This window comes from Streptomyces sp. AM8-1-1, from assembly GCF_032229325.1.
Classification (GTDB): Bacteria; Actinomycetota; Actinomycetes; order Streptomycetales; family Streptomycetaceae; genus Streptomyces; species Streptomyces achmelvichensis.
Genome location: NZ_CP135086.1, coordinates 2,690,035 through 2,702,802, shown reverse-complemented (window position 1 = coordinate 2,702,802; position 12,768 = coordinate 2,690,035). Strand labels below are relative to the sequence as shown.

General features: G+C 66.7%; 10 protein-coding genes. 5 read left to right on the top strand and 5 right to left on the bottom strand.

Annotated elements, in window-relative coordinates; translation table 11 throughout:
• The first annotated feature begins 222 nt into the window (after nt 1-222).
• The 3 genes from RPQ07_RS12040 (at nt 223) to RPQ07_RS12030 (ending at nt 3,234) form a co-directional block, all read left to right on the top strand.
• Nucleotides 223-1,371 carry an LCP family protein gene (locus RPQ07_RS12040; RefSeq protein ID WP_313944115.1) on the top strand — a complete coding sequence of 383 codons (1,149 nt, stop codon included), beginning with the start codon at nt 223-225 and terminating at the stop codon, nt 1,369-1,371.
• A 79-nt stretch (nt 1,372-1,450) separates the two neighbouring features.
• Nucleotides 1,451-2,368: a hypothetical protein gene (locus RPQ07_RS12035; protein WP_313944114.1), complete on the top strand. Its 918-nt coding sequence runs from the start codon at nt 1,451-1,453 to the stop codon at nt 2,366-2,368.
• Nucleotides 2,369-2,727: 359 nt separating this feature from the next.
• Nucleotides 2,728-3,234: a hypothetical protein gene (locus RPQ07_RS12030; protein WP_313944113.1), complete on the top strand. Its 507-nt coding sequence runs from the start codon at nt 2,728-2,730 to the stop codon at nt 3,232-3,234.
• Between the two features lie 27 nt (nt 3,235-3,261).
• On the opposite strand, the gene RPQ07_RS12025 is transcribed toward RPQ07_RS12030, so the two are convergent.
• The 3 genes from RPQ07_RS12025 to RPQ07_RS12015 all read right to left on the bottom strand — a co-directional run bounded on the left by RPQ07_RS12025 (nt 3,262) and on the right by RPQ07_RS12015 (nt 5,490).
• A complete protein-coding gene (locus RPQ07_RS12025; RefSeq protein WP_313944112.1) occupies nt 3,262-3,831 on the bottom strand; it encodes a DUF1990 domain-containing protein in 570 nt (189 codons plus the stop codon).
• 143 nt (nt 3,832-3,974) lie between these two features.
• Entirely contained in the window at nt 3,975-4,172 is a 198-nt protein-coding gene (locus tag RPQ07_RS12020; protein ID WP_313944111.1) for a ferredoxin, read from the bottom strand.
• A 157-nt stretch (nt 4,173-4,329) separates the two neighbouring features.
• Nucleotides 4,330-5,490 carry a PQQ-dependent sugar dehydrogenase gene (locus RPQ07_RS12015; protein WP_313944110.1) on the bottom strand — a complete coding sequence of 387 codons (1,161 nt, stop codon included), beginning with the start codon at nt 5,488-5,490 and terminating at the stop codon, nt 4,330-4,332.
• A gap of 382 nt (nt 5,491-5,872) precedes the next feature.
• Here RPQ07_RS12015 and RPQ07_RS12010 point away from each other — a divergent pair, with 382 nt between their 5' ends.
• Complete coding sequence (locus RPQ07_RS12010) at nt 5,873-6,217, top strand: hypothetical protein (protein ID WP_313944109.1); 345 nt, start codon at nt 5,873-5,875, stop codon at nt 6,215-6,217.
• Nucleotides 6,218-6,722: 505 nt separating this feature from the next.
• Here RPQ07_RS12010 and RPQ07_RS12005 read toward each other — a convergent pair.
• Both RPQ07_RS12005 and RPQ07_RS12000 read right to left on the bottom strand, forming a co-directional pair.
• Complete coding sequence (locus RPQ07_RS12005) at nt 6,723-7,940, bottom strand: hypothetical protein (RefSeq protein ID WP_313944108.1); 1,218 nt, start codon at nt 7,938-7,940, stop codon at nt 6,723-6,725.
• Nucleotides 7,937-10,186, bottom strand: a complete 2,250-nt coding sequence (locus RPQ07_RS12000) for a sensor histidine kinase (protein ID WP_313944107.1) — start codon at nt 10,184-10,186, stop codon at nt 7,937-7,939. The genes RPQ07_RS12005 and RPQ07_RS12000 overlap by 4 nt, the downstream gene beginning before the upstream one ends.
• A 480-nt stretch (nt 10,187-10,666) precedes the next feature.
• Between RPQ07_RS12000 and RPQ07_RS11995 the strand changes: the two genes are divergently transcribed.
• A complete protein-coding gene (locus tag RPQ07_RS11995) occupies nt 10,667-12,643 on the top strand; it encodes a DNA cytosine methyltransferase (protein WP_313944106.1) in 1,977 nt (658 codons plus the stop codon).
• Nucleotides 12,644-12,768: the final 125 nt, after the last annotated feature.

The window sequence follows — 12,768 nt, the reverse complement described above, 5'->3', positions numbered from 1 at the left end:
GCGCACCCGCCGCACGAGCGACCACCGGCGTACCACTGCCGGTGAGCGCCTGACGGTGGCAGCAGCACCCGCCGCACGAGCGACCACCGGCACACCCACAGCCGGTGAGCGCCTGACGGCGAACGAAGGCCGGTGGCGACTGCCGGAACACCCGGGCAGCGCCACCCGATTGACGACGGCCAGGCCGACAAGGCCCGGCCGGCGTAGGACGGACGGACAGGCATGCCGCACGAGAGCGGAGAACCGCACCAGCCCTCCGGGCCCGGCGCCCCCACGCCGGACCCGTACGGACCGGGCAAGGTGTACCGCTCTCGGGGCAGGGCACGGCACCGGGCTCGGCGGAGGTCACTGCGGATCGCCGCCTGGACCGCCCTCGGTGTCGTGGCAGTCGGAGGCGGCGGCCTGGCCTACCTCTACTCGCAGCTCAACGGCAACATCCAGGGCACCGACATCAACGCGGCCCTGGGCAAGGACCGTCCCGGCGGGCAGCGCAACGGCTCGATGGACATCCTGCTGCTCGGCTCCGACTCGCGGGCGGGTACGCACGGCCAGTACGGCTCGGGCGTCACCGGCGCCCGGTCGGACACGGCGATGGTGCTGCACGTCGACAAGACCCACAAGAAGGCGAGTGTCGTCAGCGTCCCGCGCGACACCGTCGTGGAGCGTCCCGCGTGCGCCAAGCCCGGCGGCGGCACGGCCCCGGCCGAACACCGGGCGATGTTCAACGAGTCCTACCAGGCGGGCGGACCGGCCTGCACCGTCAAGACGGTGGAGAAGATGTCCGGCGTCCGCATGGACCACTACCTCGAAGTCGACTTCAAGGGCTTCACCAAGCTCATCGACGAGCTCGGCGGCGTGAACGTCACGACCAGCAAGGCCATCAAGGATGACAGCAGCCACCTGTCCCTGCCGGCCGGCAAGCACACACTCAAGGGCGAGCAGGCGCTGGAGCTCGTCCGCACCCGTCACGCGGTGAGCGACGGCAGTGACCTCGGCCGCATCCAGCTCCAGCAGACGTTCATCAAGGCGCTGCTGCACCGCGTCGACTCCATCGGCCTGGCGAGCGACCCCACCAAGCTCTACGACCTGGCCGACACCGCGACCCGCACGGTCAGCGCGGACTCGGACCTGGCATCCGCGACGAAGCTGCTCGGGCTTGCGAAGGACCTCAAGGGCATCAAGCCGGACCGGATGAACATGGTCACCCTGCCCGTGACGTACGACCCCAAGGATCCCGGCCGCGTCGTCCCGCTGAAGAAGGCGTCCCACCAGGTGTGGGACGCCCTGCGCGAGGACCGCCCGATCCCCGGGTCGGCGGCGGACAACTCGGTCGGCGATCGCGGCGACGCCCCGGTGAAGGCCGGCACCTGACCTTCCCCGGGCGCCGGTGCGCGCCTGAATGCTGACGGAACGACAGGAACCGTTCCGAAGTGACGCCCGTCACAACGGCATGAGGTCACCCTTCACCGCACTCCGCACCCTCGGAGCGCTCGCCGCGCTGTCGGCGCTCGTACTGGTCACTGCCTGCGGGCAGGAAATGAACACGAACCGCGCGGCGCCGGGCTCGGCATCGGAGTCGGACGCGAACCGGCCCAACCGGCCCCAGCAGTACGCCGTCACGGCGGTGGTCCTCGCGAACGCCTCGCACGGCCCGCAGATATGTCACGTGGCGCGGATGATGATGCCCCCGACGTGCAGCGGTCCCGACGTCGTCGGCTGGGACTGGGACGCCGTCACGTCCCAGTCGGTACGCGGTATCCGGTGGGGCACGTACCACCTCACCGGTATCTGGGACGGCAAACGCCTCACCCTGACCGAGCCGGCGAAGAACCTCCGCCCGGGCGACAAGCCCCGCGGCGGCGCGGACGACAGGGACTTCAGGACTCCGTGCAAGGCACCTCCGGGCGGCTGGAAGCCGGTCGACCGGTCCAAGGTCTCGCACGCCGCCGAGCAGCGTCTCCAGGAACTCCTCGAACAGGACCCGGAGTACGGAGGTCACTGGATCTCCTATCCCGCAGGGCTCAGGGGCGGGCAGACCGTCACCGTGGTCACCTTCACCGGCGACCTCCCCGGTAACGAACGACAGATCCGCACGACCTGGGGCGGCCCGCTCTGCCTGCTGACCGTCGAGCGCTCCCAGCAGGAACTCCTCACGGTGCGTGAGGACTTGGTGAAGCGGATGAGCGCGGGAACCCCTGGCTATCTGGGTGTGGGATCGGACCCTGTGAACAACCGGGTACGGCTGTACGTCACGGTCCCGAGCGACCATATGCAGCGGGAGCTCGACCGCCGCTACGGCAAGGGCGCAGTCGGACTCTCGCCGTGGCTGCACCCGAAGGCGCTTCCCGGGACGGCCTCTGGCCGCTGACGCCGGCGCGCACCACGGTCACAGACCCCAGCAGTCTCCTCCGCTCCGCGGGAACCGTCCCCACCGGCCCGCCGCGTGATGTCCTCATGTCACCACGGGCACGCACGCCACCCAGATCACCAGCAAGACCCTGTGGAACCATGGACCTTGTCGGATCGATGTGGAGAGTTCCAACCCGGGCGGGCGACCGGGCCAGTTGCACTTCCAGGACCAGCGCAACAAGGGCGCGAAGTACCAGTACGGATTCGAGACCGGGAATTCGAGGGCCTTCCGCGCAGAGTGGAGAAGGCCATCGGGAGCAACCCGGGGTTCATCGCAGGCATCAGAAAGGGACTCGCCGCGCTCGGCGAAGGATAGATGTGCGAAGCAATTCCCGGATGAAGGCGCTCCTGGAGGAAACGGATCTCGGGAAGCTGGGATCCCAGGACATCCCTCCGATGTTCCGTGAGGTCGTGGAACGCGGATGGTCCACGACGGCCGGCGGGGCCCGTGTGCTGACCGATCTGCGTCCACAGGGCCCGGCCGAATACTTCGACCGGCTCGCGGAGGAAACCACGGTCAACGGCCGGGGAATGGCCGACTACGACCTCCCCACCGCGGCTCACGAGCGCACGCCCCTTCTGCTGCGGCGCTGCCTGGCGTACATCTGCGCCTGTCTGCGGGCGGCGGAGAAGGAATTCGGGGACAGCGGGGTGAAGGGATACCTCTCCCTGTCCTTCGCCGACACCGAGGACGCGCTCCTCACAGCCAATGTCACCTTCTGCACACCGCTGCCCGACGTTCCTGCCTACATCGCGGATCTCGAGCACGTGGAGAACGAAGCGGTGGCGGAGATCTCCGTGGAGGACTGCCGGCTCTGGTCATGAGGAGGCCAGGGCTGGGGATCGGTCTTCTCAGTCCTGCGACGCGGGGTGCAGGAGGGCGCGCAGATACCGGCGCCGGTACCAGCGCTGCGCGATCAGAAGCACCGGGAAGACAGTCCGCCACGGACCCGCGGGAGCGCGGCCGGTCAGCGACCGCAGCGTCAGGGTGACCCGCCCGTCGGGGTCGCGGCCCACCACGAAGGCCTCCTCTCCGGACACCGGATGGCCGGGCAGCGTGCCGTAGGCGAAGCCGCACCTGTCGGCCGTGTCCACGACGGCGACCACCCGCACCGGCTCATGCACGGCCACCGGCCCCCACGCCGCCGTGATCCGGTACTCGGCCCCCTCGACGACCCGCTCACCGGCGCCCACGAGCGGAGTGACCCGGAAGCCGCTACGGCGCTTGACGCCCCACCGCAGCACGGCATCGGCGGCGGCGCGCCAGTCGCTGTCGCCATGCCCGATGACCACCGTTCGTTCATAGCGGCGGCAGCCCGGGATTCCCGTGGTCCAGGTGCCGTCGCCGGGAGTGGTCGCACCGGCGGGAGCGTAGGTGAGGTGGCGACTGCCCGCCGGTCTGTCCGGTCTGTCCGAGGGCATGACGGGCTCCTGTTGCGACGGGTGGGCTGACGGCCGACCGCTGAGCCTAGTGGGCTGGGATCCCGCCATCGGGCGCCGGGCCGGTGGTACCCACGCACCCCACGGCCGGCATCCGACGGCATCAGCGGCCGGCCGTACCCGCCTCAACCGCTGACGGTCACGGCCTGTACGGGGCAGCTACGAGCAGCCTCCTTCAGCAGCGAGTCCCCGTCCCCGCCCTCACGGCCGGGCAGCACGACTCCGTACCCGTCGTCGTCCTGGGTGAAGACCGCGGGCGCGGTCAGAGCACACATGCCCGAGCCGATGCACTTGTCGCTGTCGATGCTCACTCTGGTGGTCACAAGCTCGTCCCTTCGAGTTCGGTGCGCACGAGGCCTCGTACGGGAGGAGTGGTTCCCTGACGGGGCCGCCGGGCAGGCACTACGTCGCGCGCATCACCCGGTCGGGTGCAGCGCCGGCGGGGGCGAACCCCCACCGGCGCACCGAAGCCGGACCCGGTTACGCCGGGTCGATGCGGTGGATGGCGCCACCGATGTCGAGGACGTACAGCTCGCCGCAGCCGTCCTGCACGAAGGAGATGACCTCACCGCCACTGACGCCGAGGTCGCTCTCGCCGGTCACCTTGCCGTCCTTCATCTGCAGGGCGCGGACGGTGCCGTCGCAGTAGTCGCTGAAGAGGTACTGCCCCTTCAGCGCCGGGATCGCCTTGCCGCGGTAGACGAATCCACCGGTCACCGAGCAGCCCAGCCCGTTACGGCCGTACTCGTGGACGGGCGGCACATGGTTCGCCGGCTCGGTCCCACCGCGGAAGGGATGGGTGCCCTCCATCTCGGACCATCCGTAGTTCTCGCCGCCCCTGCTGCTCGCCGGGGCCCAGTCGATCTCCTCCCACTCGCTCTGGCCGACATCGCCGACGACCATGTCGCCGGTGCCGGCGTCGAAGGAGAACCGCCACGGGTTGCGCAGCCCGTACGCCCAGATCTCGTCCTTCGCGTTCGGGTCACCCACGAACGGATTGTCGGCCGGGATCGCGTACGGCTTGGCGCCCCTCGGGTCGATCCGCACGATCTTGCCGAGCAGGGTGCCGAGGTTCTGCCCGTAGTCGTGCGGGTCCCCGCCCGAGCCGCCGTCCCCGAAGGCGATGTAGAGGTAGCCGTCGGGCCCGAACTTGATGTCACCACCGTTGTGGTTGGCGTACGGCTGCGTCTGGGTGAGGACGGTGCGCCGGGTGTTCTTCTGTATCTTGCCGTTCCGCACGGCGAACTCGTCGATGGTGCTGGTGCCTTCGAGGTTCGTGTACGAGATGTAGAAGTACGCGAACCGCTTGTCGAACGCGATACCCAGCAGCCCGCGTTCCCCGTCGACGGTGGTCTCCGCGGTGATGTCGAGCACGGGCGCGCCGAGCCCTCTGCTGTCCAGAACCCGTACGGTCCCGGCCCGCTCGGCAATCCACACGGTCCCACCGGGCCCGGCGGCACCGGCGATCGGATTCTTCGCGGTGGCCACGTGCTCGAGAGCGACCGCGGCCGCCTTCGACGGGGCTTTCGGCGGTGCTTTCGGCGGGGCGGCGGACTCGTCGGCGGAAGCAGTGGACAAGGCGAGGGAAGCAACAAGACAGATGGTGCCGATAATCGCGGAGCTTCGGGTGCGAACGTTCACCGTGACCCTCCTGAAGGCGGCGCATGGGAGTTCACCCGGCTGCTGGGCAGAGTGGTGCGTGGGGGTAGGGGGGTGCCCGCGCCAGCACGCAACCTGGGTGGGGGGGGATGGTGTGCCACTGGCCGGGGACGAGACTACTGGGACGGGAGGGTGTTGGCCTAGACCAATGCGGCACCTGTGTGGGGGAGTTGGGCCCGGGTACGGGCGCTCGGCAGGTGGTGGACCGGGCCGTTCGCGGGGCGGCTGTGGCCACAAGCGGCACTTGTCTCCGGAGGGATGACCGCTGGAGCTCGGCCGTCGGGGAGTCGCCACCGGGGGATCGAAGACCTGCTGCGAGGGGACCAGTGATCGCGGCCGGGCCATGGTGATCCATACTCCGGGCGTGGACATATCCGACGACGGCCGGAAGCTCGACCCTGAGTGGATCGAGGCCGGCAACAACATAAGTGGCAGCCTGCGCGGCTGTCGTGACGCCTCGTCTGTGGCGGAGCGCTTCGTGAGAGCCGGCTGGAGGTCGAGGTCGTCATCCTGGTACGCGTACGAGCTGGAGACCAGCTGGTGCCAGGTGGAGATCGAACCCATCGACGCGTCGGACCTCTTGCTGAACGGCGTCGTGGACCCGCGTCGCTTCGACGAACTGGCCGACCTGCTCACCCGCTTTGGGCTGCGGTACGGCTTGGAGCTCTCGGCGGCCGACGGGGGGATGGTCCGCGAGGTTCGGGGGTGACCTGGTGGAGGGCAACTGGGCGGGCATGGGGCTGGTTGGGGGCGTGCGCCGTTTCCGGCTGATGGCATGGGGCGATGGGCCGTGATCCGGGCGCGAAGAGGCGACGGCACCTGTCATACGGTCGGTGCGGGTGGCACACGGCTGCACGAGAGGAGGACCCGGGCCTTGCGCTTCCGTTGGGCACTTCATGGGAAGTGACCCCGCAGAACTCGAACCTGCACACACGGCTCCGGAGGGGGCTTCAGCCTAAGGCGTCTGCGCAGGTCACGGGCATCTTGCCCATCGGTTATCGATCACCCGTCCACGGATAGTCCACAAGCCGCGATCACCTCGCATCAGTGGCACAGAAACCCGATGAGCATTCGCCAGCTCGCCTGCTATGGATCACAGGACTCGACGACTATTGCCGTCTGAGATCCTCGACACAGTCAAGCTCAGATCACGCCTTAAAAACCATCACTTTGGGCGAGACGGCTAGCCGACATGCTGATCACCGGGCCGAAAGTCAGGACTCCTTGACCTCCCTCGTCGTGGTACGAGGGTTGGGAACCGAGTTCTGGTCCGCGGCCTTCCCCTTTCCGTCCAGCCCGAGGGACTGCTTAATGTTCTCGAAGTCGACGACCGGGGTGCCGATCCTGGCCACCGTGTGCCCGTGCGAGGTCAGCATGGCCTCGGCGAACGGGCTGTCCAGCGTGGCGACGCGGGTCCACGAGCGGACCTCTGCCAAGGGAACAGACTGCACGATCTCGAAGTCGACCAAGAGGTCCGGGATGTCGAGGTACTTGGGCAAAATCCGGTAACGGGCGTTGTTGTCGCGGAACATCTCCAGAGCCGCGTTCCGCTCCCGGCTCCCCTTGACGGGGGATCCGGCCTCGATCCAACGAGCGATCAAGGGTGCTTCGCTCAACGGAACCGCCTTGGCGATACGCACGTACTCGGCCTTGGCCGCTCGATTGCCGCCGCTGGGCAAGTCCTCGTAGAGGTCGCATGCAGGCGTGAGGACGACCCACCAGCCGTCCTGGGGATCCCGCAGAACGTCTGCGGCGGTCACGTGTTTCGTGACCGGTGGCATCAAGTACATCCGCGCGGTCGACGCGTGTCCCATCACACGGTCCTCGGAGGAACCGAGCACTGCTCCGAGGGCCTCGACCGCGTTCTCCTTCAGCCAGGCTGCGAGGCGGTGCACGAGGACGGGGGTGATCTGGCTACGGTCAACAGCCCCGAGCCGGTCCCAGTTCGGGGCGATCTCGTCCCGCAGGAATCCGCGTACTTGCTCGTCCACGAGGGCGGTGATGTGCCGGGTGAGGACCGGGACACCGGACTCAAGTCCCTCCCGTATCGCAGCGACGGCGTCGTCCAAGCGATTCTTCGGGACCACCTGGATGAGCGGTGGCTGCGCCAGGTCGCTTACCTGCTCCGCGAGGCCGGTGCAGAAGACGACCGGCACCCAGCGGGTCTTGGCAATCCGGTCGTGCAGTTCACGGCCCTGCAGGTTGGGATGCGCGGTGGAGCCACGCCGTGTCGCGTCCCTGACATCCAGAACAACCAGATCGAACGCCTGAGTCTCCAGCAGGCGTTCAGCTTCGTCGAAATCGTTCTCTACGTGAATGTCGAGCGTTCCGAGGTCCGAGAGCTCCTCCACCAGCATCTCGGACAGTTCCTCCGCGATGTCCACCTCGTCCTCGACGATCAAGATTCGGTACACCGCGCCCCCGTCCGTCACCCAACTCTCCTTCGCAGTTTTGCCCTGAACGTGGCTCCGGCGAGGGGCCCTGGCGTAACCAGGGCCAAGGAGCCGTCGTAGAAGTCCTTCACGACGCTGCCGGCGATGCTGAGGCCCAGACCAATGCCGTCCTCCTTGTCGCTGAAGTACGTGTCGAAGATCATTTCTTGGATCTCCTCACGCACTCCGGGACCGCTGTCGCTCACGTCGATTTCGACCTCGCCCTCGGGCGTCCGCCTCGTCTCGATGAGGATGGCGCGCTCCTTCCCCTCGGGCAGGGTGGAGAGCCAGTAGATCGAGTTCCCTACGAGGTTGTGGACCACCTGGGAGATGTCACCGGGGTCAGCCGTCACTGTCACGTCCTCGCCGCTGACGGTGACGGTGATGCCGTGCTTCTCGAGCGTGCCCTCGTGGACCGCGACGGCCTCGTCGATCGCGGTTTGGAGGGAAAGAGTGCGGGGACGGCCTCGCCGCCTGCCGCTCAGCGGCTCGACGCGGGTGAAGAGCCGGTCCAGAGCCTGTTCCTGCGCGGTGAGGTCGACGTGCATCCTCGCGAGAGCGGAGGCGAGCTGTTCGTCCTCCTCGCGCTTGCGGCCCGCCAGCTTGTTCAGCCGGCGGAGGACGTAGGCGATGCGGGTCAGTGCCGTTCGACCGTCGTGCAGTACGACGTCGACCAGCGCTCCCAGAGTCGCGAGGCGGGAGAACTGCGAGAGGACCTCCTGAACCTTCTCGACGCTCTCGTCGATCGTTTCCTGAGCCTCCTCCAGTGCGCGGCTCAACTCGGTGTCGTCCGGGTACTTTGAGTTGACGACGTCCCGGACGGGCGAGAGCGTGAAGTTCTGGAACAGGCCGTGGCGGTCGCTTCCAGCACCGGATGGGGTGTCCACCGTAATCGGATCCGACTCGCGGCTCTCTCGCTTCGGACGGCGCAGCCCGTAGCGCCAGGTCTCGAGTCGGCTCACGGCCTGGGTCAGGACGCCCTTCAGGTCCTCGTATTCCGGAGAGTCGATGAGCCCTTCCCGGTGCGACCGGTCCCGAAGCCCGGGGTTGCCGTCCGCCGATATGTACACGAAACCCGCGACCTGGTTGTTGGAGAACCGCATGGTGGGGTTGTTCACACGGCGGAGGTCGAAGCCCAGCCAGTCGAAGTCGACCTCGCCGAAGGGCTGCACCCGGAAGCCGTCCCGGTAGAGGGCGACACCGCTGTTGTCCTTGATCAGCTTACGGACCTCGGTGATGTTGCGGGCCCCGAGGTCGATGTTGAGCATCTCCTTGAGGGACGCCGAGTCGAGGTCCCAGGTACGGAGGTCGAGCTTCAGGCGACCGCACTTGGGTGCCCTCCCATGCGACGGGAAGAGGTACTGGTTCAGGGTCTCCGACTGCCCGGACGTCAGGTTGGTCATGGTCAGGTCGGCGAGACCGTTTTCGTCGATGGTCCCTATGAGGCGGTAGTGCGGATGCGCCAGAGCTTCGCTGGCCCCGACGAAACCGGTGTGGTGGTCCAACGGCCCAGTCGGAAGGGAGAGGTAGATCGCGAACTCCGGCTGGTCGGGTACGTCCAGCTCCGCAGGAGGGGGAGGAGGGAGGAGTCGGGACAGGGACCGCTTCAGGCTCTCCACCGACTCGGCCCCCCAGTCCTGCCGAAGCCCTTCGAGCCGGACGAGGGTGCCGTGAGAGCCCATCCATGCGCCCTGCTTCTCGCTTGTGCGGAAAGCAGTTGTCACCTCGTCGAAGAGGCGACGCGCTTGGCCGTTGTCAGCGAACACCTCGGGAGCGCCCACGTTCCACTGGACCGGCACCTGGTCGAGGTAGGCGTTCTCGGCGGCGAAGTCACTCCAGTCGAGCCGGATGTTCACCTCGGGGCCGCCGGCCTTGCGACTCCTGATCGCGGTCACGGCGCCGAGGCGGGCTGCGGAGAAGCGCCCGATCCCCTTTGCACCAAGAACGCGTCGCCCGAACTGCTCACTGCGCGGAGCACGGTGCCGAAACGGTGTGGCAATCTCCATCCAGGTGTCCCGGACGGTCTCGGGGGACATGCCGTGTCCGTCGTCCCACACCTCGATGGAACCGTAGCCCTCCTCCAACGGCCCGTTGAACCTGATCACAACCAGGCTGGCATCGGCGTCGTAGGCGTTCTTGACCAGCTCGGTGAGCGCCACCCGCTCGTTGCTGATCAGTTCCTCGCCGAGTGTGCTCATCAGGCGCGCACGGGGACGTAGGAACGTCTGTGTGTTCTCGGAGTCCACGCTCGCCCCTCTGACCGCTTCGTACCCGCACCCCCGCCCGAGGAGCACCAGCTGCGATCTTAACGGCGGGGAGGGCTCTGGAAACGCTGCTCAGAATATTTGGGGCAGTACGTGCCGGGGCAGCGGTCCACTGTGGTTGCGGCACCCGGCGAAAGGGGCGCAGCCCCTGTGCTCGAACGTGTCTTCTGGTTCGGGGGTTCGTTGAGACAGGTGACGTTCGTGGACGTATCGCAACCGGAACGGGGGAGTCCCGAGGAGGGGCCCAAGGGGTGTCCTCTAACATGGGGTGGCTCAAGAGTAGAACACTGCTTCAAGTTACCAATGGGACACGGTGAGTGAACGGCAGTGTTCACCAGGCAGGTCACCCGCGTGACAGACGAGGCTTTGCGGCGGCGTGGACCGGCCGGAAGCCTTGCCTCCGCAGCGTCGTGCGTGATCTCCTGGAGGTCGTTCAGGTCGTCAGGTACGGAGGAGTGGGTCGTGGCGAAGGAGAAGGGGGCAAAAAGCACGTATGGCGTGCCCCTGGAGCGGAGCGACTACCTCAAACTGGACAAGCACAGGCACCACTGTGAGCCGGACGATTTCAGGAAATGGGTCCAGTCCGGTTACGGAAAAGATAAACGCCTGGCTGTCGACCTCTTCTCGGGTGCCGGCGGGCTGAGCCTGGGCCTTGAACGGGCCGGATGGACCACCGCCGCAGCCGTGGACTTCGATGAGCGGGCTCGCGAGACTCATGCAGCGAACTTCCCGGGAATGAGTCTCTGTCTCGACCTCGGGGACGACGTCCAGCGAGGCGAATTTGTCCAGCGAATTCTGGACTCCGGCGCCGAGATCGACATCGTGGCGGGAGGCCCCCCCTGCCAGCCGTTTAGTCGTGCCGGACGAAGCAAGATCCGGCACCTAGTCGAGTACCACAACCGTGACCCACACGATCTCCGTAAGGAACTCTGGCGCGCCTATGTCGATGTGGTGGAGCGGCTCCTGCCACGTGTCGTCCTCATGGAGAACGTCCCTGACATGGGACTCGGCGATGACTTCAGCGTAATCCGCATTATTGAGGAAATGCTGGAGAGTCTTGGGTACGTGACGCAGGTGCGTCTCGTGGATGCGTGGAACTATCGCGTGCCGCAGCACAGGAAGCGTCTGATCCTCCTCGCACGTAGAGACGGTGGCGGCTTCGGCTGGGGCAAGCCGAAGAAACTGACCACCCTTCGGGACGCCATCGGCGACCTTCCTGCACTCAATCCAGAGCCTTTGAAAGCGGTAGGTGCCCGAGTCGGCGACTACGACGAGCAGGAGGAGCCGAAGCTCTCTTCCTTCGCCAAGGAGATGCGCAGAAGGGCCGATAAGGGTGTAATTCACGACCACATGACGCGGCGGGTTCGTACCGACGACTTCAGGATCTTCACGGTCATGGATTCCAAAACCCTCTACTCCGAGCTTGAAGAGAAACTGGAAGAGGACGAGAAGAATTTCCAGAGGTACGACGCGGAGCAATTCACCGACAAGTACAAGAAGTTGGACTGGAATGAATTGAGCCGCACTATCACCGCGCACATCGCCAAGGACGGTTACTGGTACATCCATCCTGAAGAGGCGCGAACGCTGACCGTGCGTGAAGCCGCGAGGATCCAGACCTTCCCGGACCGCTTTCGGTTCGCGGGTACGCGGAGCGACGCCTTCCGCCAGATTGGCAACGCGGTTCCCCCACTGTTGGGCGAAGCCGCGGCCCGGGTTCTCCTGCCGCAAGATGTTCCCACCGGGGACGAGGCCGCGGACAAGTGGCCGAAGGTACGTGAGGAACTGACTCGCTGGGCCAGGGAGCAGCGTGCGGGCAGGCAGTGGTACCAGTTCCCCGGTGGCCGGAAGATGAAGCCGCTCGGGGCTCTTGTCATGGCGGTGCTTTCAGGAAGCAAGCTGCACCCGAAGCAGCTCTCCGACGTGATGGACGAGGTCGCTGGACACAAGGAACTGACGCAGGACGTCTATCTCGCCCTCGTGAACGCGGCGCCGACAGCAGCACTCCGCAAGCGTCTGGAGGACAGGCTCAGTCCGGTCGTCGACAAGCCCGAGGTCTGGATGAACGCGGATTCGGTTCTTGATCACAGCAAGGTGATGGGACTCAAGCCGGCTGAGCTCGCCTTGTTCAGGCTGCTGGCCGGCGGCGACATAATGCTGGTCGGCCAGAGTGCGTTGCGGGTGGCTGCGAGGGTTCAGCAGAACGAATCGCACCTGACCAACCGACTGACCGAGGGTCGGCTCAACCTCATCAAGCTTCTCGGCGCTGGCCGTGACGCACCGGTGCGCATGGCCGCCATCAGGTTTATCGGCGAGAACCTGTGTCGTGACAAGCAGCCCGTCTGTGGAAGCTGCCCGCTGAGCGACTACTGCCCGACCCGTCCGCAGGAGGACGCAGGAAGCGCAGCCACCTTCGACGCGGCGCTGACTGCAGGCTGACAGTGTTCAGTCAGGAGAACAGGGACGCTGTGCCTTTGCGTCAGCCCTAACCTCGCATTCCCACGTGCGCACAACTGTCCATCCGGCCTTTGTGTAACGGCAGTCCCAGCCTGTCCCGGGAGTGC